Source organism: Pseudomonas sp. FSL R10-1339, assembly GCF_009600545.1.
Classification (GTDB): Bacteria; Pseudomonadota; Gammaproteobacteria; order Pseudomonadales; family Pseudomonadaceae; genus Aquipseudomonas; species Aquipseudomonas bubulae.
Genome location: NZ_WIVQ01000033.1, coordinates 1 through 24,102, shown reverse-complemented (window position 1 = coordinate 24,102; position 24,102 = coordinate 1). Strand labels below are relative to the sequence as shown.

Sequence of the window (24,102 nt, the reverse complement as noted above, 5' to 3'; positions counted from 1 at the left end):
ACTGCAGGGTGTCGGGAGCGTTGCTACCTGTTAGTTGTCATACCCCAGGTTTGGCGCCAGCCAGCGCTCGGTCACGCTCAAATCTTGCCCTTTGCGCGCCGTGTAGCTTTCGATCTGGTCCTTGTCGACCTTGCCCACCGCAAAGTACTGCGCTTGCGGATGTGCGAAGTACCAGCCGCTAACCGCTGCCGCCGGGAACATGGCGTAGTGCTCGGTCAGGAACACGCCGCTTTTGCCCGCACGCATCTCTTCGGTCTCCGGATCCAGCAGCTTGAACAGGGTGGCTTTCTCGGTGTGGTCCGGGCAAGCCGGGTAGCCGGGAGCAGGGCGGATACCGCTGTATTGCTCCTTGATCAGCTCTTCATTGGCCAACTGCTCATCCTTGACGTAGCCCCAGTAGTGGGTCCGCACCTGCTGGTGCAGCCACTCTGCGCAGGCCTCGGCGAGACGATCGGCCAGGGCCTTGACCATGATCGAGTTGTAGTCGTCCCCCGCGTCCTGATACGCCTTGGCCACTTCTTCGGCACCGATGCCTGCGGTAGTGATAAAACCGCCCACGTAGTCGGTCACGCCGCTGTCCTTGGGCGCGACAAAGTCGGCCAGGGAGAAGTTCGGCTTGCCGTCGGTCTTGATGATCTGCTGGCGCAAGTGATGCAGTTTGGCCAATGGCTGGCCATCGTCACCGTACAGTTCCAGGTCGTCATCGTTAACCTGATTGGCCGGCCAGAAACCGAACACTGCCCGGGCGCTGATCAGCTTCTCGTCGATCAGTTTTTTGAGCATTTCCTGGGCATCGGCATACAGCGCCGTGGCCGCTTCGCCGACGACTTCGTCGGTGAGGATGCGCGGGAATTTTCCAGCCAGGTCCCAGGAAATAAAGAACGGCGTCCAGTCGATGTACTCGGCCAGTACCTTGAGGTCGATATTGTCCAGTACCTTGGCGCCGGTGAAGGTCGGTTTGACCGGCTGGTAGCCGGCCCAGTCGAACTGCGGTTTTTTGGCGATCGATGCCGGGTAGCTCAGGCGCTCGGTGCGGGCACTACGATTGGCGGTGCGTTCGCGGACCTCAACGTACTCTTCGCGGGTTTTCTGAACAAAGGCCGGTTTCAGTTCCTTGGACAGCAATTGCGTGGCCACGCCCACGGCGCGAGAAGCGTCGGTGACATAGATCACGGCATCGTTCTGATACTTGGGTTCGATCTTGACTGCGGTGTGCGCCTTGGATGTAGTCGCACCGCCGATCATCAGTGGCAGGTGGAAGTTCTGACGCTGCATCTCGCGGGCAACATGCACCATTTCATCCAGCGACGGCGTGATCAGGCCGGAAAGGCCGATAATGTCGCACTTCTGCTCTTTGGCTACCTGCAGGATTTTCTCTGCCGGCACCATCACGCCCAGGTCAACGATGTCGTAGCCGTTACAGCCAAGCACCACGCCGACAATGTTCTTGCCGATGTCATGCACGTCGCCCTTGACCGTGGCCATCAGGATCTTGCCCTTGGCTTCCGGTTTGTCGCCTTTTTCCAGTTCGATAAACGGGATCAAGTGGGCCACGGCCTGTTTCATCACGCGGGCAGACTTGACCACCTGGGGCAGGAACATTTTGCCCGCACCGAACAGGTCGCCGACAATGTTCATGCCCGACATCAGCGGGCCTTCGATCACTTCGATCGGGCGCTTGAACGACAGGCGCGACTCTTCGGTGTCTTCAACGATATGGGTAGTAATGCCCTTGACCAGTGCATGTTCCAGACGCTTGTTGACGTCCCAGCTGCGCCACTCTTCGGTTTCGGCTTCCTTGACGCTGCCATCGCCCTTGTACTTGTCGGCAATTGCCAGCAGATTGTCGGTGGCATCGGGGGTGCGGTTGAGCACCACGTCTTCCACGGCATCGCGCAACTCGGCCGGGATCTGGTCATAGATTTCCAGCTGGCCGGCGTTGACGATACCCATGGTCAGGCCGTTGCGGATCGCATACAGCAGGAACACCGAGTGGATCGCCTCACGAACCGGGTTGTTGCCACGGAACGAGAACGACACGTTGGATACACCGCCCGAGGTCAGGGCATAGGGCAGTTCGTCGCGGATATAGGCACAGGCATTGATGAAGTCCACAGCGTAGTTGTTGTGTTCTTCAATGCCGGTGGCCACGGCAAAGATGTTCGGGTCGAAAATGATGTCTTCCGGCGGGAAGCCCACTTCGTTGACCAGAATGTCGTAGGAGCGTTTGCAGATTTCTTTTTTGCGCGCCTCGGTGTCGGCCTGGCCGGCTTCGTCGAAAGCCATCACCACCACGGCGGCACCATAGCGCTTGCACAGTTTGGCGTGATGAATGAACTGCTCGACGCCTTCTTTCATGCTGATCGAGTTGACGATGCCCTTGCCCTGGATGCACTTGAGGCCCGCTTCGATCACTTCCCACTTGGAGGAGTCGATCATGATCGGTACGCGGCTGATATCCGGCTCGCCGGCGATCAGGTTGAGGAAGGTCACCATGGCCTTCTTCGAGTCCAGCATGCCCTCGTCCATGTTGATGTCGATGATCTGCGCACCGGCTTCAACCTGTTGCAGGGCCACTTCCAGGGCTTCGGTGTAGTTGTCTTCGCGAATCAGCCGGGCGAAGCGGGCAGAACCGGTGATGTTGGTTCGCTCGCCGACGTTGACGAACAACGAGCTGCGATCGATGGTGAACGGTTCAAGCCCGGAGAGACGGCAGGCCTTTGGAATGTCCGGGATCGGGCGCGGAGCATAACCGGCTACGGCGTTGGCGATGGCCTGGATATGCCCCGGCGTGGTGCCGCAGCAACCGCCGACAATGTTGAGGAAACCGCTCTGGGCGAACTCTTCAATGACCTTGGCGGTTTCCGCCGGCAGTTCGTCGTACTCGCCGAATTCGTTGGGCAGGCCGGCGTTGGGGTGCGCCGAGACGTAGGTGCTGGCCTTGTTCGACAGCTCTTCGAGGTACGGACGCAGTTCGCTGGCACCCAGGGCGCAGTTCAAACCCACGGAAATCGGTTTGGCGTGGGCCACCGAGTTCCAGAATGCTTCGGTGGTCTGGCCCGACAGGGTACGCCCGGAGGCGTCGGTAATGGTGCCGGAAATCATGATCGGCAACTCGACACCCAGCTCTTCGAAAACGCCCTGTACGGCGAAAATCGCGGCCTTGGCATTGAGGGTGTCGAAGATGGTCTCGATCAGGATCAGGTCGGCGCCGCCTTCGATCAGGCCTTTGGTGGCTTCGGTGTAGTTCTCCACCAGTTCATCGAAAGTCACGTTGCGGTAGCCGGGGTTGTTTACGTCCGGGGACAGCGAGCAGGTGCGGCTGGTCGGGCCCAGTACACCGGCAACAAAGCGTGGTTTGTCCGGGGTTTCCAGCGTTTTGGCATCAGCCACCTTGCGCGCCAGGCGGGCGCCTTCTACGTTTAGCTCGTAGGCCAGTGCCTGCATGCCGTAGTCGGCCTGGGAAACCTGGGTAGCATTGAAGGTGTTGGTTTCGAGAATATCGGCACCGGCATCCAGATAGGCCTTTTCAATCGAGCCGATCACGTCGGGGCGGGTGAGCACCAGAAGGTCGTTGTTACCCTTGACGTCGCTCGGCCAGTCGGCGAAGCGTGTGCCACGATAGTCGTGTTCCTCTAGACGGTAGCTTTGGATCATAGTGCCCATGCCGCCATCGAGAATCAGAATGCGCTCTTTGAGGGCTTGCTGAAGTGCTTGGAGACGAGCGCTGCGGTCAGACATAGGACTACCTGTTAGAGCCATGCAAAAGATGCGAAATCATAACAAACCTGCGTGGGATTTGAGCGTCTGCTGTTTTACATGAATTTGATTCATGTTCCGACGTTTGTTCGACAGGTAGAATCGCGACATATTTTTGATATCAGGACAATGGCACATGTTTTTTCGCCTACTCACCAGCGCCGTGACGCTGGTGGTGTGCAGTACAGCGTTGGCACAGGCCCCGTTGGTCAGCCCGGCTATTTCCTATACGCGGGATATCCAGCCGATCCTCACCGAAAAATGCGTTGCCTGCCACGCTTGCAATGATGCGGCCTGCCAGCTCAACCTCGGCAGTGCAGAGGGCGCGACCCGCGGTGCGAGCAAGGTACCGGTCTACAAGGGCGACCGGGTGGATGCCGTGGCACCAACGCGGATTTTCTACGATGCCAGCGGCCCCAATGAATGGCGCAACAAGGGCTTTTACTCGGTACTCGACGCCCAGGGCGCTCAAGCAGCCCTGATGGCCCGCATGCTGGAGCTGGGGCATAGCACGCCGTTGACCCCGAATGCCAAATTGCCCGAAGACATCGTCCTGGGCCTGAACCGCGAAAACGTCTGCCCCGCGCCCGGTGAGTTCAATGCCTATGCCCAGAGCCATCCCAGGGAGGGTATGCCGCTGGCCGTTACCGGCCTGACCGACCAGCAATACAGCACCGTGCAGACCTGGCTGGCGCAGGGCGCTAAAGTTGATCAGCAGGCCATCAAGCCCACAGCGGTCGAGGCTGCGCAAATTGCCGAGTGGGAAGAGCTGTTCAACCGTCCGGGTTCTACCGAAGCACTGGTGGCGCGCTGGTTGTACGAGCATCTGTTTCTTGCCCATACCTATTTTGACAACGGTGTGCCGGGGCATTATTTCCAATGGGTGCGCTCGCGCACGCCCAGCGGGCAACCTGTCGACCTGATCGCCACCCGTCGCCCCAACGATGACCCGGGCACGGCGTTTTACTATCGCTTGCAGCCGGTGCAGGGCGTGATCGTGCACAAGACCCATATCACCTACCCGATGGGGGCGCATAAGCTGGCGCGGGTCAAGCAGCTGTTCTACAGCGGCGACTGGCATGCCACCAAACTGCCGGGTTACGGGCCACGCGGGCGTGCCAATCCGTTTGAAACCTTTGAGGCTATCCCGGCAGTCGCGCGCTATCAATTTATGCTCGATAACGCTGAATACTTTGTGCGCACCTTTATCCGCGGGCCGGTATGCCGTGGGCAAATTGCTACTGATGTAATCCGCGACAACTTCTGGACCGTGTTTCAGGAGCCTGCCCGCGACCGTTATGTCACCGACGCGGTGTATCGCGGTCTGGCAACGCCCTTGCTGGCAATGCCCGGGCAGATCGACGACGTTGGCAGCGTTATTTCGCTGTGGCACAACTACCGCGACAAGCGTAACGACTATGAAAAGCTGCGGCAAAAGGCCTATGCCGATATGCCGCCTCCAAGCTGGTCGACCCTGTGGGCGGGCAACGACAACGCTTTGCTGACGGTATTCCGCCACTTTGACAGCGCCAGTGTCAGCAAGGGCCTGATCGGCGAGATCCCGCAAACCATGTGGCTGTTCGACTACCCGTTGCTGGAGCGCACCTACTACCAGTTGGCAGTCAACTTCGACGTATTCGGCAATGTCTCGCACCAGGCTCAGACCCGTCTGTACTTTGACTTGATCCGCAACGGTGCCGAAGTCAACTTCCTGCGCCTGATGCCCGCCGATTCCAGAGCGTCGATCCTCAGCGACTGGTATCAGAACAGCGGCAAGCTGAAGATGTGGATGGACTACCAGAAAATTGACACAGACACCCCGACCGGCATGAAGCTCGACCCGGCCGACCCCAAGCGTGACTTCGCCCTCAAGCTGATTGAGCGCACCGGCACCCTGAATGCGCGCCCCGACCCGATCAACCGCTGCTCGGGTGCATACTGCTCACGGCCCAATATTGCGCAGGAATTCAAATACGCCGAGCAAGCGCTCAGCCGTTTGACCTCGCGGCCTGCTGCCGGGCTGGACGTGATCAATCAATTGCCTGAAGCCACCATGCTGCGTATCGAAGCTGCAGACGGCAAGCGCGAGATGTACAGCATGTTGCGCAACCGTGCTCACACCAACGTGGCCTTTATGCTGGGCGAGGAATACCGCCTGGAGCCGGGGCTGGACACCTTGACCATCTACCCGGGAGTGCTGAGCAGCTACCCCAATTTCATGTTCAACATCCCTGCGGATCAGGTCGAAGCCTTTGTCGAGGCCATGGAGCAATGCAAGGATCAGGCAACGTTCGACACCATCGTCGAGCGTTGGGGCATCCGCCGCAGCCACCCGCAGTTTTGGCAGTACTTCCATGATATAGGCCAGTACATCAATGAAACCGACCCGGTTGAAGCGGGCGTACTGGACATGAACCGCTACGAAAACCTGTAAAGGGGCGGTTGAAATTGAACGAATGGGACGCAGCTTTCCTGACAAAAATACTAGGACTTTGTCAGGCGCGCCGATTGGCGTAAACTGCGTCCCATGTCTGCGAGGAGATTCCATGAGCGCCATAACGATTACCGACGCTGCCCACGATTACCTGGCTGATCTGCTGTCCAAGCAGAACACCCCGGGTATCGGTATCCGCGTTTTTATCACCCAACCCGGTACTCAGTACGCTGAAACCTGCATTGCCTACTGCAAGCCGGCTGAAGTCAAACCTGAAGACACCGCCATTGGCCTGAAAAGCTTCACGGCCTGGATCGATTCTTTCAGTGAGCCGTTCCTGGACGATGCCGTGGTGGACTACGCAACGGACCGTATGGGTGGTCAGCTGACCATCAAGGCGCCAAACGCCAAAGTGCCGATGGTCAACGCTGACAGCCCGATCAACGAGCGCATCAACTACTACCTGCAAACCGAGATCAATCCCGGTTTGGCCAGCCACGGTGGTCAGGTCAGCCTGATCGAAGTGGTTGAAGACGGTATCGCGGTGCTCAAGTTCGGTGGCGGTTGCCAGGGCTGCGGCCAGGCGGACGTGACCTTGCGTGAAGGCATCGAGCGCACCTTGCTGGAGCGTGTGCCGGAGCTCAAAGGCGTACGTGACGTAACCGACCACTCGCAGAAAGAAAACGCCTACTACTAACAGGGCGTTCGCTGCGAAGCTGAAGAAAAAACGGTGCCCCGTGAGCACCGTTTTTTTATGGTTGTTTAAAAGCCCTCAGGCCGCACTCAAGGTCGATACAAGTGTGCATGCCCCGCCCGGTACAGCGACGACTCGGCGAAACTGTCATTGGCCAGCACCCGGCCCACCAGAATCAGCGCGGTACGGCGGAAGCCCTTGGCCTGAACCTTGGCCGCAATATCCGCCAGCGTACCTTGCACCCAGTCCTGATCTGGCCAACTGGCACGGTGAATCACGGCAATAGGGCAGTCGCTACCGTAGTGCGGAATCAGCTCGGCAACGATTTTGTCCAGATTCTTGACCCCCAGATGAATCGCCATGGTTGCCTTGTGCTGTGCCAGGCTGGCCAGTTCTTCGCCGGCGGGCATCACGGTTTTCTCCGCATAGCGGGTCAGGATCACGGTCTGGGAAATATCAGGCAGGGTCAGTTCCGCCCCCAAAATGGCTGCGCAGGCCGCCGTGGCTGTCACTCCCGGAATGATTTCAAAAGCGATGCCCAGCTCGCGCAGGCAACGTATCTGTTCACCAATCGCGCCATACAGGCTCGGGTCGCCGGAGTGCACGCGGGCCACGTCGTGACCCTTGGCGTCGGCCACCTTGATCAGCTCGATGATCTGTTCAAGGTGTAGCTCGGCGCTATTGATCACTTGCTCGGCCTGGTGGCCTGTCAGGACCGCTTGCGGCACCAGTGAACCTGCATAAATGATCAGCGGGCAGCTGCGAATCAGGCGCTGGCCCTTGACAGTAATCAGCTCTGGATCGCCGGGCCCGGCGCCGATGAAATAAACGGTCATGGCAGTCTCTTGAAAAGGTCGAGATAGAGCTGTTCGTGAACAACGCTCATAGTGAGGCGGGGGATTATCGCGGGTTTTACCGGGCGCAGGCTAACGCAAAGGTGGCCATGGAGGTTTTTTTACGTGTGATCAACAAAGTCGCCGGTGCCCCGGCCAGCTGTGTGGCCAGGGCCAGGGCAGCACTTTCGGCAATGCCAAAACAACCGGTTTGAGCGAACGCGGTAGCCGAGTGATGGCTGAGCCGGGGTGAAAACTCGGCCATTTGCGCGGCGCTGAACAGTTCCAGTTCGAGGTTTAGCTCTGTTGCCAGTTGCAGCAGCCCGGGCTCGTGGCGCTTGAGGTCAATACTGGCCAGGGCACGGATCGCACTCAGTGCAATGCCGGCCTGGCTCAGGCTGTCTTCGATCAACGCCAATAACGCTTGTGCGCTGCAACCCCGGCGACAACCCAGGCCAATCACCAGGCTTGGCGCTGCGCCGGTCGCTGTCATGCAGAGTACTGACCTGCAGGATTGCGCCGGAACAGCCAGGCGCTGATCACGCCCAGTGCCAGCCAGAAAGCCAGGTTGGTCAGTTGTGCGGCAAGCTTGAACTGCGACTCCAGTGCTTCAGGTGCCAGGCTTGAATGCACCAGCGGCTGCGGCGCGCCAAAGAGATGCGGCACCAGCACAATCGCCACCCCCAGCACTTTGAGTGCCCAATGCTTGCCAAATACCAGCAGGGCAATGGCCACGGCCGTCGAGGCTGCAGTGCTGACCCACCAGAGCTGGCGTTGCAACAGATCCGCCGCGGCAGTGCCCGGCAGTTCAGGCGGCAAGCCCATGGTCGGCGCCAGGCAGAACACGGCATAGCCGGCCAGGCCCCAGAGCAGGCCCTGGGATGTGCGGGCGGGTGCGCGCAGGGTGTACAGGCCCGCCAGCATCAGGGCAAAACCCACCGCGACCACCAGGTTGCCACCGGTGGTGGACAGCACGCGCTGCCAGCCATCTTCCGGCTCCCAGGCCTCGGCGTCATGCTCATGTGCAGGCATGGCCATGTCGGCATGTTCGTGCACTTCGCTAGCAGCGGGTTTTTCGTAGGTTTCGGCCTGCAGAATCAGCGGGGCAACCCAAAAGCTTTGCAGCAGGGTCAGCAGCAGGGCGGCCAGCAGGCCGGTAAAGCCTGCCGTTCGAGCGATACGCGTGATCATGGCAGGCAGTCTCAATGGCACGGAAAGGCGGAGCTGTGACGGGTGTCATGAGCTGCGTTGTGCACGGCATCGATATGCGAAAAACCGGCGAAGTAAACGAGGAAAGCGCCCAGTACGGCAGCGCCGACAGCGGCCACGATACGTTGGCTTTGGGTGGTGCTACTTGCAGCGGAGTGGGTACGGCTGGTGCTGATGGACATGGCGCTTGCCTCGGGTCGGACGACGGGCAGCAAAGCGCAAGAAAACCCCGCGAACGAAGCTCGCAGGGTTTAACAGCGCCCGCCCACCGCGGGTTTGTTATTCGAAATAATCAGGCCGGTCTCCGGGCTTGCGAGGGGCTCATGGGCTGAACCTGCAAACATCTCCTTCCCATGCCAGTGGCACAGTGGACGTGATGTTTCTCTCGCTTACCGTTGCGGGGGCAGCGCCGGACTTGTCAGGGCAAAAGCCTGACGCACCGGTTTCCCGTTTCACCCTGTGAAGGGCACCTGATACAAGATGTGTAGGAAACCACAGCCCTGTGGGGCCGTCAATTGCAGAGGTATGCCTGGCTTTTGATTTTCATGTGTGTGGCTTGCCTGCGATGCGGGTAACGCGGTCTTTCAGGGGCACCGCAGTGACGCGATCGCGAGCAAGCCCGCTCCCACAGACTTCTCATGCATTGATCAGCATGCTTTTGACTTTTGCGCGCAGTTGGTCAATGGAGAAAGGCTTGCCGATCACCGCCATGCCTTCTGCAATCTCCAGGGTCTCGGCGTAGCCGCTGGCAAACAGCACTGGCAATGTCTGGCGCAGTTCGCGGGCCTTGGCAGCCAATGTGCGGCCGTCCATTCCCGGCAGGCCAACGTCGGTCATCAGCAGGTCAATGTTACGGGCTGTGTCCTCAAGCAGTTCCAGAGCGCGCTCGCTGCCATCGGCTTCAAGCACGCTGAACTCCAGTTCTTGCAGTACATCAACGATCAGCATGCGAACAATGGCGTCGTCTTCGACCACAAGGATGGTGGAGGGTGTTGCGGACATAATCATGATCTCGATAAAAATTTAAGCGCAGTTGCCACAGCGAGTAAGCATAGCCTTCACCTGCCTCCCTATGTGTGTAAAAACGTATTTAAAGGTAAGAAATTAGAACTATTGCTCGATAATCCGGCAAACTCCAGTTTTTTATGACTGTCACGGGCCTGAAAATGAACGCACCTGCATCAATCGACGAGCGAAGCTTTCGCAAGCTCCTGAGTCGCAACGTCGGTTTGCCTTTGGCCGTCGGTGTGCTCAGTGCTGCATTGTTTGTGGTTATGGTCAGCTATTTGCTGTCGGTGATCAGGTGGGTCGAGCACAGTGATCGGGTCATCAGCAATGCCAATGACGCGGTGCGCCTGACGGTCGACCTCGAAACCGGCATGCGCGGTTTTCTCATCACCGGTGATGAGCATTTCCTCGACCCCTATGCCGTCGCCAAGCCGCAAATCAATGTGCAATTAAAAGGTTTGCAGGAGCTGGTCAGCGATAACCCCCAGCAGATTGACCGCCTCAAGCGTCTTGAAGCGTTGCAGGATGAGTGGAATGTCTACGCACAGTCGATGGTCGACCTGCGCCGCCAGGACGGTGACTACCGTTCGGCAGTGCAGGCCGGACGCGGCAAGCGCCTGAGTGATGAAATCCGTAAGGAATATGACGATTTTATTCAAATGGAGCAGCAGCTGCGCATGGCGCGCAGTGAAGACGTCAGCCGTACCACGATTATCTGTATCGCCCTGTACCTGTGTTTTGTACTGGGCTTGAGCGGCTTTCTGGCCTATGTAGGGCGTCGAGATTTAATAGAGCTTTCAAATAGTTACAACAATGTCTTCGAGTCGCAGATCAAGACTGCGCAGCGCCTGGAGCAGCAGGCGTGGTTACGCAACGGTCAGACTGAACTGGCCGAACAGGTGCTGGGGCGTCTGACCCTGAATATGCTGGGGCGCAATATCCTGCAATTCTGCGCCCAGTATCTGGGGTCGGTGGTGGCGGCGGTTTACGTGCGTGAAGATCATGGCGGCCTGAAACGTGTGGCCAGCTACGGTTTTTCCCGTGAGCAAGAGGTACAGGACCAGCTGATTCACAACGACGAAGGCATCGTCGGGCAGGCCGCGCAGCAGGACAAGCTGATTCGTCTGGACAATGTGCCTGCCGACTACAGCCTCAAAGTAACCTCCGGGCTGGGCCAGGGCAGCCCGCACAGTGTGCTGGTGATACCGACCAGTGATGATGACCGGGTCAACGGGGTGATTGAGCTGGGGTTTCTGCGCCCGCTGAGCGCGCGCGATATCGAGCTGTTCGAACTGATTGCCGACAATATCGGCACCTCGATCGAAGCTGCCCGCTATCGTCAGCGCCTGCAGGAAGTGCTGGCCGAAACCCAGCAGCTCAACGAGGAGCTGCAAGTCCAGCAGGAAGAATTGAAAACCGCCAACGAAGAACTCGAAGAGCAGTCGCGCATCCTCAAAGAGTCGCAAACCAGCCTCGAAACCCAGCAGGCCGAACTTGAGCAGACCAACGAAGAGCTGGCTGGCCAGCGTGACGCGATGGATCGCAAGAACACCGAGCTGAATCGGGTCCAGATCCAGCTTGAAGACCGCGCGGATGAGTTGCAGCGCTCCAGCAAGTACAAGTCGGAGTTCCTCGCCAACATGTCCCACGAGCTGCGCACGCCGTTGAACAGCTCGCTGATTCTGGCCAAGCTGCTGTCCGAGAACCCGCAGCAAAACCTTAGCGCAGAGCAGGTGAAGTTTGCCGAGTCGATTTACTCGGCGGGCAATGACCTGCTCAACCTGATCAACGACATTCTGGATATTTCCAAGGTCGAAGCCGGCAAGCTTGAAGTGCGCCCCGAGAACACCAGCGTCGGGCGTGTGGTTGAAGGCTTGCGCGGGATGTTTCAGCCACTGGCAGGTGAAAAGTCCCTGGGCTTTGACGTGCAAGTTCAACCCGGCACGCCGCCGATGATCTACACCGACAGTCAGCGTCTGGAGCAAATCCTGAAAAACCTGCTGTCCAATGCGGTCAAATTCACCGAGAAAGGCCAGGTCAGCCTGGTCGTGTCCCGTGAGCCGGGAGAAGGAGTGGCCTTTGCTGTGACCGATTCGGGCATAGGCATCGCCGCGGATCAGCAGGAAAGCATTTTCGAAGCCTTCCGCCAGGCTGATGGCACCAGCAACCGCCGCTACGGCGGAACTGGCCTGGGCCTGTCGATTTCCCGCGACCTGGCGACCTTGCTCGGTGGTTCGATCACGGTCAGCAGCGAGCCGGGGCAGGGCAGCACTTTTACCCTGGTGCTGCCGGAGCAATATGTGGAGTCGGCCGAGGAGTTGGCGCAACTGTCCGCCACTGCCGCGCCACGGCCAGCACCCGCGGCCCTCAGGTCTCAGCCGTTACCCGTCGTTGTGCCACCGGTAGAGATTGCGCGCTTTATGGATGATCGCGAGCAGGCGCCGTTTGCCACGCGTTGCATCCTGGTGATTGAAGATGAGCCCAACTTTGCGCATATCCTCTTCGATCTTGCACATGAACTTGGCTATCGTTGCCTGGTCGCCCACGGTGCCGACGAAGGTTTCAGCCTGGCCGCACAGTTTATTCCCGATGCCATCCTGCTGGACATGCGCCTGCCGGACCACTCGGGGCTCACCGTGTTGCAGCGCCTCAAGGCCCTTGCGCCGACCCGGCATATACCGGTGCATGTGATTTCCGTCGAGGATCGGGTCGAGGCCGCGATGCATATGGGCGCGGTGGGCTACGCGGTCAAGCCGACCACCCGTGAAGAGCTGAAAAACGTCTTCGCCCGCCTGGAAGCCAAGCTGACCCAGAAGGTCAAGCGCGTGCTGCTGGTAGAAGACGACGACCTGCAGCGTGACAGCATTGCCCGCCTGATCGGCGACGATGACATTGAAATCACCGCCGTAGGTTTTGCCCAGGAGGCACTGGACCTGCTGCGCGACACGATCTACGACTGCATGATCATCGACCTCAAACTGCCGGACATGCTCGGCAACGACTTGCTCAAGCGCATGTCCACCGAGGAAATCTGCTCGTTCCCGCCGGTTATTGTTTATACGGGGCGTAACCTGACCCGCGATGAAGAGGCTGAACTGCGCAAGTATTCGCGCTCGATCATCATCAAGGGCGCCCGCTCACCGGAGCGCTTGCTCGATGAAGTGACATTATTTCTGCACAAAGTTGAATCTCAGTTGTCCCATGAGCGGCAAACAATGCTCAAGACCGCCCGCAGTCGCGACAAGGTGTTCGAAGGGCGCAAGATTCTGTTGGTGGATGACGATGTCCGCAATATCTTTGCCCTGACCAGCGCACTGGAACAAAAAGGCGCCATTGTGGTGATCGGCCGTAATGGCCGCGAAGCCATCGAACGCCTGGATGAAGTTGAAGACATCGACCTGGTGTTGATGGACGTGATGATGCCGGAAATGGATGGCTACGAGGCCACCGTCGAAATTCGCAAGAACCCGCGCTGGCGCAAGCTGCCAATCATTGCGGTGACGGCCAAGGCGATGAAGGACGATCAGGAGCGTTGCCTGCAGGCAGGCGCCAATGATTACCTGGCCAAACCTATCGATCTGGATCGACTGTTTTCGTTGATCCGGGTCTGGCTACCGAAAATGGAACGACTCTAAGTGCAACGAAACACCGATATCGAGTTACGGTTGCTGATTGAAGCGATCTATCTCAAATACAGTTACGACTTTCGCGATTACTCCGGCGCTTCGATCAAGCGCCGGGTCAATCATGCATTGCGTCAGTTCGATTGCCAGACCATTTCGGCCTTGCAGGAGCGCATCCTGCATGACCCTACGGCCTTTATGCAGTTATTGCAGTTCCTGACCATTCCAGTGAGCGAGATGTTTCGCGATCCGGAACACTTCCTGGCCATTCGCCAGGAGGTGGTGCCCATCCTCAAGACCTACCCGTCGCTGAAAATCTGGATTGCGGGGTGCAGCACCGGTGAGGAGGTTTACTCCATGGCCATCCTGTTGCGCGAAGAAGGCTTGCTGGATCGCACTATCATTTACGCCACTGATATCAACCCGCGGTCTCTGGAAAAAGCCAAGCAGGGGATTTTTTCCCTGGAGAACATTCGCGCCTATACCCACAACTACCAGAAGGCCGGTGGTCAGCGTTCGTTTGCCGATTACTACACCGCCGCCTACGACTACGCGATTTTTGACAAGACGCTGCGTGAGAACGTGACCTTTGCCGACCACAGTCTGGCAACGGACAGCGTGTTTTCAGAAACCAATTTAATTTCATGCCGTAATGTATTGATTTACTTCAATAAAGATTTACAAAACAGAGCCTTTGGCCTGTTTCATGAATCGCTCTGCCACCGTGGCTTTCTGATGCTGGGCAGCAAGGAAACCCTGGATTTTTCGAACTACAGCAAACAGTTCACCCCGGTGCTCAAGCAAGAACGGATCTACCGCAAGCTATGACAGCCCGGTACAGCCTGATGGCTGCACACAGACCAGTAGAAGCCGTGGTGATCGGTGCCTCGGCGGGCGGGGTCGAAGCCTTGCTGGCCCTGCTGGGCGATTTGCGACCTGGCTATTGTCTGCCGATCATCGTGGTGTTGCACTTGCCTGACGAGCGCCGCAGCCAGCTGGCAGAAGTGTTTGCCAAGCGCGTGGCCCTGCCGGTGCGGGAGGTTCAGGACAAGCAGCCGATCGAGCCGGGTACCTTGTATTTTGCCGCGCCCGGCTACCATGTCTCGGTGGAGCAGGATCAGAGTTTTTCCCTGAGCCAGGAGGAGAGGGTGCATTTTTCGCGACCTGCGATTGATTACCTTTTTGAGTCTGCGGCCGACGTGTATCAACAACGCCTGGCCGCGATATTGCTCACAGGTGCCAATCGCGATGGTGCGCTGGGGCTGAGCCAGGTCAAGCAGGCGGGCGGCCTGACCATTATCCAGGACCCGGACGAAGCCCATGTATCGACCATGCCCCGCGCAGCCCTGGAGCTTTTTCAACCGGACTGCATCCTTCCCTTGCGCGGCATTGGCCGTCTGCTTGTCGAGCTGGAACATATCCAATGCTGCTAAATGATATTCAAGCCAAACTGCTGATCGTCGATGATCTGCCGGAAAACCTGCTGGCCCTTGAAGCGCTGATCAAGCGTGAGGATCGCCTCGTCTACAAGGCCCTGTCTGCCGACGAGGCGTTGTCGCTGCTGTTGCAGCACGAGTTCGCAATGGCCATTCTGGATGTGCAGATGCCCGGGATGAACGGTTTTGAACTGGCCGAGATGATGCGTGGTACGGCCAAGACCAAAAACATCCCCATCGTGTTTGTCAGTGCCGCCGGCCGTGAGATGAACTATGCCTTCAAGGGCTACGAAAGCGGTGCGGTAGACTTTCTGCACAAGCCGCTGGATATCCATGCGGTCAAAAGCAAGGTCAGCGTGTTCGTTGAGCTGTATCGTCAGAGCAAGGCCATGAAGCAGCAGGTCGAAGCGCTGGAGCAGAGCCGCCGCGAGCAGGAGACCCTGCTGGCGCAGCTCCAGTTGACCCAGGTGGAGCTGGAGCATGCTGTGCGAATGCGTGATGACTTTATGTCGATCGTCTCCCATGAGGTGCGAACGCCGCTCAACGGGCTGATTCTCGAGACCCAGCTGCGCAAGATGCACCTGGCCCGCGACAACGCCGCGGCATTTACCCTGGACAAAATGCAGGCCATGGTCGAGCGTGACGAACGCCAGATCCAGAGCCTGATTCGCTTGATTGAAGACATGCTCGATGTGTCGCGTATTCGCACCGGCAAGCTGTCTATCCGCCCTGCGCCGGTTGATTTGGCCCAGGTCGTTGCACAGTTGCTGGAGAGCTTCTCCGCACAGATCAGCGCAGCGCAATCAAGCGTCAACTTCACGGCGGTGCAGCCGGTGGTGGGGCAGTGGGATGAGTTCCGGATCGAGCAGGTAATCAGCAACCTGCTAACTAATGCCCTACGTTATGGTGCGAAAAAGCCCATTGAGGTATCTGTTTACATTGACGACGATCAAGCCGTGGTCGATGTGCGCGATCAGGGCATCGGTATCAGCGAAGCAAACCAGCAGCGGGTTTTTCAGCAATTCGAACGGGTTTCAGCCAGCCATGTCACTGCAGGTCTAGGCCTGGGGCTGTTTATCTCGGAGCAGATTGTGGCTGCGCACAGCGGCACCATCAGCGTGCAGAGTACATTGGGTGAGGGGGCATTATTCAGGGTTTGCTTGCCGTTGGTACAAAAGACATAAATTGGGCGCAACCTATGACCGCGCCTGGGGTCATACTGGCAGCGATGGCATGAATTAAGGTTTCCTATGAGTGAAGATGCGCAAGATGTTGTTTTGATTGTCGAAGACGATCCTTCAATCCTGATGGTCCTGAGCGCCTATCTGTCGGGCGAGGGCTACAGGGTCTTGCAGGCCGAAAACGGCGAACAGGCGTTCGAGATCCTGGCGAGCAAGCCGCATCTGGACCTTATGGTTACCGACTTCCGTTTGCCGGGGGGGATTTCCGGGGTACAGATCGCCGAGCCTGCGCTCAAGCTGCGCCCGGACCTGAAAGTCATTTTTATCAGCGGTTACCCGGCCGAGATCCGCGACACGGGCAGCCCCATTACCCTGACGGCGCCGATCCTGGCCAAGCCGTTCGACCTCGATACCTTGCAGGCGCAGATCCAGAAGCTGCTGGCCTGAGCATCTGATTCATGCCGAAACCTGTGGGAGCGGGCTTGCTCGCGATGGCATCACCCGCGCCCCTCAGACAGGCCGGCTTGCCTGCATTGCGAGCAAGCCCGCCACTGCAGGTTCAGTGCTTCACAAGCCCTGCTGCAACGCCGGGTCATCCGGGTTTTGCTGCTCCAGTTGCGCGAGCAGCACCTGCACATTCTGCAATTGCCCGGCCTCCTTCCAATAGCGAATCAACAACACGCGTGCCTTGCGATTGGCAGGCTGGCGTTGCAGCAGCTCTTCGAGCTGACGTTGCGCGGCTTCCAGTTGGTCGAGGTCGTGCAGGGCTGTGGCCAGTTTGTAACGGTAATCACTGTTGTCGGGCTCCAGCTCAACGGCCCTGGCAAGGCCAAGCAGGGCGTACTCGGTCTGGCCGTGATTGAGCAGCCAGATGCCCAGGGCATGCTGCAGATAGGCTGAGTCAGGATGGGCTTGAAGTTGTCTGGCCAGCAATTGCCGGGCCTGGTCGGCTTTACCGCGCTTGTCCAGCAGTTCGATTTGCGCGACGACGGCCTTGAGGTTGTCGGGGTCCAGGCGGGTGACTTGTTCCAGTGCAGCCTGGGCGTCGTCCAGCTGGCCTTCATGCAGGTACAGCCGGGCAAGTTGGCCTTGAGCCTGCGGATCATCGGGGCGGGTCTTGAGGTCGCGTTCGAATTCGTCGACCACTTGCTGCAAGGGGCCGAAGTACAGCCCCTGTTCATCTGGCGACAGACCAAGCAGGGCATTGGCAGCCGCAAAACGCACACTCTGTTCACTGTCATCGAGCAATGGTCCCAGCAATAGCGTGCGCTGGGCGTTGGGCACCAGCCCGACTATGCTCTGGATCGCGGCTTTGCGTACCAGGGGTGAAGGATTATGCAAATCGGCGTCGGCCAGCTTGAGCGCTTGCGGGCTCGGGTAGTTGGGCAGTTCGGCATGCAGGCCCGCGCGGCGGGTATCGGTCAAGTCGGTGCGAGCCAGTTGCTGGTAAAGCACGCGGGCGGCACCGGGTTTGCCGTTATGGGCCATATCCAGTGCGATGGAGTAGCGCTGGTTTACCGAAGGAGTAGGGGCGGCAGGATCAGGGCGCATCGAATACCAGAGGCCGCCGGCAACAAGTGCTGACACAAGGCTGATTACGAGGTAACGGCGGGGCTGGGTCATCCAATATCCAGAAACAGGCATGCATATGGGGTGCAAGAGTGGGTGACTCGCGAGCTTGAGTCAAATCGCCATGGCCACCCTCACCCTGAGGGCGAGGGTGCGGCTTTCAAACATGCGGCGTGGCATGGCCCTTGACCTGCGGGCTGGCGTACTGCGGCTTGAGCAGGCCCTGGTTGTCCAGCAACCAGGCATCCATCACCTTGCGCACCACCGGGCCGGCCACCCGGCCACCGGCTTCTCCGTTCTCGATCATCACCGAAATCACGATCTGCGGATCTTCCGCCGGGGCAAAGCCAACAAACAGGGCGTTGTCCCGATTGCGCTCGGCGGTCTTGAGGCGGTTGTAACGCTCGCCCTGCTTGATTGCCACCACCTGCGCCGTACCGCTTTTGCCGGCAATCCGGTATTGCACGCCCTGGGCTGCTGCCCGGGCAATACCGCGCGGGTCGTGCATCACCAACTGCATGGCGTGATTGACCTGATCCCAGTCCCGCGGATCACGCAGCACCAGATTGGGGATCGGGTGTTCATCCACCGGCGGCGTACCGTCCACGGTCCTGGCCAGGTGCGGACGGTTCCATACGCCCTTGTTGGCAATCAGCGCGGTGGCCTGGGCCAGTTGCAGCGGGGTAACCTGCATATAACCCTGGCCGATGCCCAGGATCACTGTTTCGCCAGGGAACCATGCTTGACGGCGGGTGCTGCGCTTCCACTCGCGGGACGGCATCAGGCCAGATGACTCTTCAAACATGTCCAGCGAGACTTTTTGCCCCAGCCCGAATTCGGCCATGTAATCGTGCATGCGGTCAATGCCCAGCTTGGATGCCAGGTCGTAAAAGTAGGTGTCGTTGGAGCGCATGATCGCCGCGTTCAAATCCACCCAGCCGTCACCACTGTGGTTCCAGTTGCGGTATTTGTGGTCGACATTGGGCAACTGGAAATAGCCGGGGTCAAACACCCGGGTCGAGGCGGAAATTACGCCGCTGTCCAGCCCTGCAATCGCCACTTCGGGCTTGATGGTCGATCCCGGTGCATACAGCCCGCGCAGGGCCCGGTTGAACAGCGGTTTGTCGATGGAATCGCGCAAGCCCGAGTAGTCCCTGGAGCTGATACCGGTCACGAACAGGTTGGGGTCGAAACTCGGTTTGCTGACCATCGCCAGCACCTCGCCGGTTTTCGGGTCCAGGGCAATGATCGAGCCACGGCGGTCGCCCAGGGCATCCTCGGCGGCTTCCTGCAATTTGATATCCAGGCTCAGCACGATGTTCTTGCCCGCCACCGCATCGGTGTGGCGCAGCACGCGCATGACCCGGCCCTGTGCATTGGTTTCGACTTCTTCAAAACCGACCTGACCGTGCAGTTCGTTCTCATAGAAGCGTTCGATGCCGGTTTTGCCGATCGATTGGGTGCCACGGTATTGAGTGGCATTCAGCTGCTTGGCTTCTTTCTCGTTGATGCGCCCGACATAACCGACTGAGTGGGCAAAGTGATCGCCCTGCGGATAGTGGCGTACAAATTGCGCCTCGACATCGATACCCGGCAGGCGGAACTGGTTGACGGCCAGCAGGGCGATCTGATCTTCCGTCAGCTCGTACAGCAGGGTTGAAGGGTCAAACGGATGGCGCGCCTGTTTCATCGCCTTGGCAAATACGGCGCGATCTTCTTCGGGCAAGTGCAGGATGCTGATCACCGAATCCAGCACCTTGGCGGTATCGCCAGCCCGCTCGCGGGTGATGGTCATATTGAAGCTGGGCTGGTTATCGGCCAGCAGCACGCCGTTGCGGTCATAGATAAAACCGCGCTCCGGGGGGATGGGCAACACGTGCACCCGGTTGTTCTCGGAGACCGTGGAGTTGTAGTCGAACTCGGTGACTTGCAGAAAATACATGCGACCGATCAGGGCGCAGCTGATAGCCAGCACCAGCGCCGCACAGGCGATCAGTCTTTTATTGACCAGCCGTTTTTCGGAATCGTGATCTTTAAGAGGGATCGGCTCAGGCATATCCGGGGTGTCTCGCGTCAGAAAACAGATAGCAGCAGCCAGCAGGTCGTTAGCTGGCTACGAAATTCGGCGCACACCTTACCAAGAAGCCTGTGCTTGAGTCAGTTTATTGGCCGAAATGTGGATGAAAGCCGACGGGCAGTGGGCCTGCTGAGTGGCTTTGGACTCCGACCAAGAAAGCGTGTAGTCCTCTCCTCCCTTCGAGCGAAAAGGACTACAGCCAAGCCACGCTTAAGCTGGCAGGGATACACGTGCCCGTAGACTGTTAATGCATTTATTGAAATGTATCAGCCACTGTAAACGGGATATCCAGTTGGGCGCCCCAGGCAGGTAACTTCCAATCCCTTGCAGCGAGTTGAATACGGCCTCTTAGGTTGCCTTTAAGCCCAGGATTGTCTTGAGGGTGGTATTCGATGTTCCAATAGCTGTAACCCGGTTGAGCACAGCCAGTCGCGGAGTTTAAAGAGCGTTTTGCACAGCCCCCGTTGCTTCGTGTGCCCCGGAAGGTGAGGTAACTGATTTTATTTGATTGATCCCAGGCAGGCACGATCAGTTTCGTGTAGTTGGAGTCTGCCCATGTCAAGTCCACAGGGCCTTCATTGATGTTGTATGCGACGTATGCAATATTTTTTGCACTACCATCCTGCATCTGACCATGTGTTGAACTTGCACTGTTTGCCGCGATAGCCCAGTTATTGCGGGTGTCAGCTCCTACAGGTTGTAAAGGTTGTGCCAGTTCCATGTTTGCGATGGTCTTGCTGGCTTCGGCTGAGTAAGCCACCCCCCATTTATCGAAAAAGCTTCTTAAGTCACGGCCGGAAAAACGACTGGCATTGACAACGAACCAATCTTTTTTCTTGGCGTTGGTATTGAAAGCAGTCGCGTTGTCTGCATAGTTGAACTCTTTACGAAAAGCTTTTCCAAGTTGGGGGTAAAGGTTCTCATAGGAGGCCGCCAATTGGTTGAACATGACCGAGCGATTAAAGTCTCCTCCTTCAATTGCGCCGTCAAAGTTATAAGCCTTGCCTGATTTTAAATAGTTGCCCACGGATTCCCGATCCCAGGTTTTGTCCGAGTAGGCAGCGCCCGGATGACAGTCCTTCAATTCATACGACCCTTGAAGGCGACGGCAAGCGGCGACTGAGTAAAGGTTGACCGTGACTTCCGAGAGCCCCCCCCACGTCCATCCGACCTGATTCATGTGGCCGTATTCATGCCAGTAACCCCATGAGGTGGGAACGGCAGCTCCGCCAAAGTTGATCTTGATGAGTCCCTGGCCACCTGATGCACTGCAACATGCAGCATAAGAAGCATTGATCAAGCCTGGCGTGGGCAAGTCGAGCGGGGCCGCTATCGACTGACTGTCAAATCCATTGAGCCGGTCGTTTACCAGTGTCATGAGCAGGTGCTCGCGCATTAACCGCATAATGTCAATGTTCTTGTTGCGGTTAGCGACTTTAGCTGGCATGTAGAAGCGGGTCCGCCCGTCGAATAACAGCACCTCTCCTGATGGATTGGGCTGTTGGCTGAGGGTTGTTTTCCATTCTTCTTTTGTTGTTATGCCAAAAATAAACATCGGTACATGTTGTGCATTGCCCTTGTTGACGTGTAGGGGAATCATTTTTCCGGCGTTCTGCATGTCGCGTGTCGGGTCTTGGCACGAAAGCAGCAGAGTCCCATTTCTGGAGGCTGTGTAAGTGACCGTGTACTCGGTCGGGGCAGCAGGGAGCCTGAGCTCATCATGTAAACTTGAAGGCACATTGAAGTCTGGGATGGTCCAGGCACTGCAAGTTATATTGCTGTCGGATGGGGTTCTTGTGATTTCTACAGACTGTGAGGTGCTCAAAAATACTGGGGTAGTAAAAAAACCATGCCTGCCATGCATGCTTGTCCTGTTTCGTCCATTAGTATGACCTTCGGTTACAGGTACTTTGTAATTTCCTGAGGTGTCGCCAGTATATTGCTCTAGTGTTTTGCGGATCCAGTAGAGGGGTGTCAGAGGATCATTGCTGTCTGTGAGGGCCTTGTCGGGATCGCTGTTCAATAATTGTGGAGAAAGGTTGAATTCTGCCAGGGCTTCGACGAATCCGGGCTTTGACTCGTGACTTCTCCACCACAGTGTTTGCTCCTGCGCTAGAGCAGGGGTGAATGCACTCAAGGAACATAGGCTGCCAAGTAACATTGCGCTAATACAGTTGATGTTCATATCTTTCGGTCTTTTCATAGTTGTTTGTAGGGAAAGATACCGGCGTAGTCTGCCAGCTCCCTCAGATTGCATGAGCTTGGTCTTGGGAAATAGAGTTTTTTTCTTGTGATTTAGTAGGCATTTTAATGTTGTAGTCGTAAGTTGTAGGTAAAGTTAGCCAGGCTTGATATGTAAGCGGCCTGTATCAAAAAGCATGTTGAATACGGGGCTATGAAGTAAAATCCCTGTTTTTAGAGGAAATCGACCCTTAATGCTGTCTCTGATCGACTGGTACCCTCATGCACCTTTGCAGCCTTTAAACGTAGAGTGGCTGCAACAGGCCGGGATCGAAGCAGCCGTATTGCGGCTGGACCTTATCGACCCGCTGATCAGCGGCAACAAGTGGTTCAAGCTCACTGACCATTTACGCAGGGCACGGGCAGCAGGGGCTGACGGGCTGATCAGCCTGGGCGGTGCCCATTCCAATCATTTGCATGCCCTGGCAGCTGCCGGCAAGCGTTTTGGCTTTGCCACCGTGGGGCTGTTGCGCGGTCACCCTCAACAAACCCCCACCACGCTCGACCTTGAGCGCTTTGGCATGCAGCTGCACTGGCTGGGATTTGCCGGGTATCGGGCGCGGCATGAGCCGGACTTTTGGCAACCGTGGCAGGCCCTGTACCCGAACCTGCATCAGGTGCCCGAGGGGGGCGGCGGGCTGGCGGGTGCCCTGGGTTGCATGCCGTTGGTAAGCAGGGTGCGCGAGCAATTGGCGACTATAGGTTGGCAAGATTACGACGCTTGGTGGCTGGCCGCGGGGACCGGCACCACCCTGGCCGGGCTGGTGCTGGGCGAGGAGGGTAGGCGTCGGGTATATGGCGCGCTGGCGGTTCCCGAGGACCACGGCGTGGCCCCGCAGGTTGAGGCCATTTTGCAGGCTGGCGGGTTGCAGGAGCGAAATTTTGAGCTGGTCGATGCCAGTCGTGGCGGTTTTGCCAAGGTGGACGACGCCTTGCTGGCGTTTATGCGAGCCAATGAAGTGGCCAGTGGCATGCCACTGGAGCCGCTTTACACGGCCAAGGCTTTGATGGCACTGGCCCAGGCGGTTGAAAAGGGGGTCATTACACGGGGAATGCGTGTGGTGTTTGTTCACACCGGCGGCCTGCAAGGCCGCCGGGGGTTTGACCTGGGGCTTTAAGAACGCCCGGGCAACATGCGCAGCAAAGTGTTGTCCTTGATCAAGTAGTGATGCCCCAGACCGGCCACGGCATGCAGGCCGATCAGCCAGTAACCGATGGTACCGCCCAGTTCATGCCAGCTCTTGATCTGCTTGGCGAAGTCCGGGTCCTTGGCGGTCAGGGGCAGGATATCGAAACCATAAAAGTACACCGGCTTGTCGTTGTAGCTCAGCACCAGGTAACCCAGCACCGGCATGGCGATCATGAACAGGTACAACGCCCAGTGCATCAAAGTGGCCAGAGCGGTCTGCCAGGCGGGTGGTGTCGGGGTGATTTTCGGCGCAACGCCCAGGGTTCGGGCCAGCAGCCTTAGCCAGACCAGTGCAAACACCGTCAACCCGAGCATGAAGTGCGCATCCTTCATCAGGTTGCGCCCGTCGCTGTCCTTGGGGAAGATCCCGCGAAACTCGATCGAGGCGTAGATCAATATAAACAGCAGCACCATCAGCCAGTGCAGGGCGATGGACATCCGGCTGTAGTGATGGGCGGTGCTTTTCCAGGTCATGGTGGTTCCTCACGGTTCAGGTCTAAAGCCCCCGTTCTTGTTGACGGAGTTCCTTTACTCTAAGTGGCTTGAGCAATCTTGCACTTGAGATGTGTCAGTTTTCAGGGCTTCCCGGCACATTAGGCCAAAGATCGGAAACCAGAAACAGGCGTTCAGCCTCTTCCCAGTCGCCCTCATCGTTTTCAGTCAGGCGAACCAGCAGCTGCGCCGGTGCTTGCGGGTGCAGTTCTGCCAGCCAGATATCCAGCTGTTGTGCCGCCCATATCCCCTCAGGACCATAGCGCGCCGGAGCCAGCCAGGCATGCCGGGGCAGGGGTTGCCAGCAACCGGTGGCGCTCTGGCGGATAAACGCCGGCCAGTCGCGCTGATGCAACC

At 58.0% G+C, this 24,102-nt stretch carries 19 protein-coding genes and 1 riboswitch; of the genes, 8 read left to right on the top strand and 11 right to left on the bottom strand.

The window, feature by feature from the left end; translation table 11 throughout:
- Window positions 1–30: 30 nt before the first annotated feature.
- Entirely contained in the window at window positions 31–3,741 is a 3,711-nt protein-coding gene (gene metH / locus GHO03_RS12325) for a methionine synthase (RefSeq protein WP_153399883.1), read from the bottom strand.
- A 154-nt stretch (window positions 3,742–3,895) separates the two neighbouring features.
- Between metH and GHO03_RS12320 the strand changes: the two genes are divergently transcribed.
- Both GHO03_RS12320 and nfuA read left to right on the top strand, forming a co-directional pair.
- Window positions 3,896–6,193 (top strand): fatty acid cis/trans isomerase, encoded by a 2,298-nt coding sequence (locus tag GHO03_RS12320; RefSeq protein WP_095023580.1) that lies wholly within the window; start codon window positions 3,896–3,898, stop codon window positions 6,191–6,193.
- Between the two features lie 112 nt (window positions 6,194–6,305).
- Window positions 6,306–6,890: a Fe-S biogenesis protein NfuA gene (gene nfuA, locus GHO03_RS12315; RefSeq protein ID WP_016781101.1), complete on the top strand. Its 585-nt coding sequence runs from the start codon at window positions 6,306–6,308 to the stop codon at window positions 6,888–6,890.
- Window positions 6,891–6,976: 86 nt separating this feature from the next.
- Here nfuA and cobM read toward each other — a convergent pair whose 3' ends face one another.
- From cobM to GHO03_RS12290, 5 genes are all read right to left on the bottom strand, one after another.
- Window positions 6,977–7,723: a precorrin-4 C(11)-methyltransferase gene (gene cobM / locus GHO03_RS12310; protein ID WP_153399881.1), complete on the bottom strand. Its 747-nt coding sequence runs from the start codon at window positions 7,721–7,723 to the stop codon at window positions 6,977–6,979.
- Window positions 7,724–7,799: 76 nt separating this feature from the next.
- Window positions 7,800–8,213, bottom strand: coding sequence for a cobalamin biosynthesis protein (locus GHO03_RS12305; RefSeq protein ID WP_095000398.1), 414 nt, complete (start codon window positions 8,211–8,213; stop codon window positions 7,800–7,802).
- Window positions 8,210–8,911: a CbtA family protein gene (locus tag GHO03_RS12300; RefSeq protein WP_150629004.1), complete on the bottom strand. Its 702-nt coding sequence runs from the start codon at window positions 8,909–8,911 to the stop codon at window positions 8,210–8,212. Before GHO03_RS12300 ends, GHO03_RS12305 begins: the two co-directional genes overlap by 4 nt.
- Before the next feature lie 11 nt (window positions 8,912–8,922).
- Window positions 8,923–9,111, bottom strand: a complete 189-nt coding sequence (locus tag GHO03_RS12295; RefSeq protein WP_095000396.1) for a CbtB-domain containing protein — start codon at window positions 9,109–9,111, stop codon at window positions 8,923–8,925.
- Between the two features lie 95 nt (window positions 9,112–9,206).
- Window positions 9,207–9,418, bottom strand: a riboswitch (cobalamin riboswitch).
- Window positions 9,419–9,565: 147 nt separating this feature from the next.
- On the bottom strand, window positions 9,566–9,931 hold the full coding sequence (locus GHO03_RS12290; RefSeq protein WP_095024740.1) for a response regulator: 366 nt from the start codon (window positions 9,929–9,931) through the stop codon (window positions 9,566–9,568).
- A 164-nt stretch (window positions 9,932–10,095) separates the two neighbouring features.
- On the opposite strand from GHO03_RS12290, the gene GHO03_RS12285 reads away from it, so the two are divergent.
- The 5 genes from GHO03_RS12285 to GHO03_RS12265 all read left to right on the top strand — a co-directional run bounded on the left by GHO03_RS12285 (window position 10,096) and on the right by GHO03_RS12265 (window position 16,624).
- A complete protein-coding gene (locus tag GHO03_RS12285; protein ID WP_095026521.1) occupies window positions 10,096–13,572 on the top strand; it encodes a response regulator in 3,477 nt (1,158 codons plus the stop codon).
- Window positions 13,573–14,388, top strand: a complete 816-nt coding sequence (locus GHO03_RS12280; protein WP_095000394.1) for a protein-glutamate O-methyltransferase CheR — start codon at window positions 13,573–13,575, stop codon at window positions 14,386–14,388.
- 17 nt (window positions 14,389–14,405) lie between these two features.
- Window positions 14,406–14,993, top strand: a complete 588-nt coding sequence (locus GHO03_RS12275; RefSeq protein WP_095000639.1) for a chemotaxis protein CheB — start codon at window positions 14,406–14,408, stop codon at window positions 14,991–14,993.
- Complete coding sequence (locus tag GHO03_RS12270; protein ID WP_095000638.1) at window positions 14,987–16,180, top strand: hybrid sensor histidine kinase/response regulator; 1,194 nt, start codon at window positions 14,987–14,989, stop codon at window positions 16,178–16,180. Before GHO03_RS12275 ends, GHO03_RS12270 begins: the two co-directional genes overlap by 7 nt.
- Window positions 16,181–16,246: 66 nt before the next feature.
- Window positions 16,247–16,624 carry a response regulator gene (locus GHO03_RS12265; protein ID WP_095000393.1) on the top strand — a complete coding sequence of 126 codons (378 nt, stop codon included), beginning with the start codon at window positions 16,247–16,249 and terminating at the stop codon, window positions 16,622–16,624.
- Window positions 16,625–16,744: 120 nt separating this feature from the next.
- Here the strand turns inward: GHO03_RS12265 and GHO03_RS12260 are convergent, their stop codons facing one another.
- The 3 genes from GHO03_RS12260 to GHO03_RS12250 form a co-directional block, all read right to left on the bottom strand.
- The gene (locus tag GHO03_RS12260) at window positions 16,745–17,800 is read right to left on the bottom strand and encodes a tetratricopeptide repeat protein (RefSeq protein WP_095023583.1); all 1,056 of its coding nucleotides are present in this window, start codon (window positions 17,798–17,800) and stop codon (window positions 16,745–16,747) included.
- 106 nt (window positions 17,801–17,906) lie between these two features.
- On the bottom strand, window positions 17,907–19,802 hold the full coding sequence (gene mrdA / locus GHO03_RS12255; protein ID WP_095000391.1) for a penicillin-binding protein 2: 1,896 nt from the start codon (window positions 19,800–19,802) through the stop codon (window positions 17,907–17,909).
- A 274-nt stretch (window positions 19,803–20,076) separates the two neighbouring features.
- A complete protein-coding gene (locus GHO03_RS12250; protein ID WP_176464262.1) occupies window positions 20,077–22,008 on the bottom strand; it encodes a M60 family metallopeptidase in 1,932 nt (643 codons plus the stop codon).
- Window positions 22,009–22,258: 250 nt separating this feature from the next.
- Between GHO03_RS12250 and GHO03_RS12245 the strand changes: the two genes are divergently transcribed.
- Window positions 22,259–23,182, top strand: coding sequence for a 1-aminocyclopropane-1-carboxylate deaminase/D-cysteine desulfhydrase (locus GHO03_RS12245; protein WP_095000389.1), 924 nt, complete (start codon window positions 22,259–22,261; stop codon window positions 23,180–23,182).
- Here the strand turns inward: GHO03_RS12245 and GHO03_RS12240 are convergent.
- Window positions 23,179–23,727 (bottom strand): cytochrome b, encoded by a 549-nt coding sequence (locus GHO03_RS12240; protein ID WP_095000388.1) that lies wholly within the window; start codon window positions 23,725–23,727, stop codon window positions 23,179–23,181. The genes GHO03_RS12245 and GHO03_RS12240 overlap by 4 nt on opposite strands.
- 94 nt (window positions 23,728–23,821) lie before the next feature.
- Window positions 23,822–24,102, bottom strand: a 281-nt coding sequence (locus tag GHO03_RS12235) for a DUF1853 family protein (protein ID WP_153399879.1), incomplete at its 5' end; no start/stop codon positions are given.

Bases quoted from the DNA above. Each gene is read 5' to 3' on its own strand.
- metH (WP_153399883.1), bottom strand. From the start codon at position 3,741: ATGTCTGACCGCAGCGCTCGTCTCCAAGCACTTCAGCAAGCCCTCAAA.
- GHO03_RS12320 (WP_095023580.1), top strand. From the start codon at position 3,896: ATGTTTTTTCGCCTACTCACCAGCGCCGTGACGCTGGTGGTGTGCAGT.
- nfuA (WP_016781101.1), top strand. From the start codon at position 6,306: ATGAGCGCCATAACGATTACCGACGCTGCCCACGATTACCTGGCTGAT.
- cobM (WP_153399881.1), bottom strand. From the start codon at position 7,723: ATGACCGTTTATTTCATCGGCGCCGGGCCCGGCGATCCAGAGCTGATT.
- GHO03_RS12305 (WP_095000398.1), bottom strand. From the start codon at position 8,213: ATGACAGCGACCGGCGCAGCGCCAAGCCTGGTGATTGGCCTGGGTTGT.
- GHO03_RS12300 (WP_150629004.1), bottom strand. From the start codon at position 8,911: ATGATCACGCGTATCGCTCGAACGGCAGGCTTTACCGGCCTGCTGGCC.
- GHO03_RS12295 (WP_095000396.1), bottom strand. From the start codon at position 9,111: ATGTCCATCAGCACCAGCCGTACCCACTCCGCTGCAAGTAGCACCACC.
- GHO03_RS12290 (WP_095024740.1), bottom strand. From the start codon at position 9,931: ATGTCCGCAACACCCTCCACCATCCTTGTGGTCGAAGACGACGCCATT.
- GHO03_RS12285 (WP_095026521.1), top strand. From the start codon at position 10,096: ATGAACGCACCTGCATCAATCGACGAGCGAAGCTTTCGCAAGCTCCTG.
- GHO03_RS12275 (WP_095000639.1), top strand. From the start codon at position 14,406: ATGGCTGCACACAGACCAGTAGAAGCCGTGGTGATCGGTGCCTCGGCG.
- GHO03_RS12265 (WP_095000393.1), top strand. From the start codon at position 16,247: ATGAGTGAAGATGCGCAAGATGTTGTTTTGATTGTCGAAGACGATCCT.
- GHO03_RS12260 (WP_095023583.1), bottom strand. From the start codon at position 17,800: ATGACCCAGCCCCGCCGTTACCTCGTAATCAGCCTTGTGTCAGCACTT.
- mrdA (WP_095000391.1), bottom strand. From the start codon at position 19,802: ATGCCTGAGCCGATCCCTCTTAAAGATCACGATTCCGAAAAACGGCTG.
- GHO03_RS12250 (WP_176464262.1), bottom strand. From the start codon at position 22,008: ATGAACATCAACTGTATTAGCGCAATGTTACTTGGCAGCCTATGTTCC.
- GHO03_RS12245 (WP_095000389.1), top strand. From the start codon at position 22,259: ATGCTGTCTCTGATCGACTGGTACCCTCATGCACCTTTGCAGCCTTTA.
- GHO03_RS12240 (WP_095000388.1), bottom strand. From the start codon at position 23,727: ATGACCTGGAAAAGCACCGCCCATCACTACAGCCGGATGTCCATCGCC.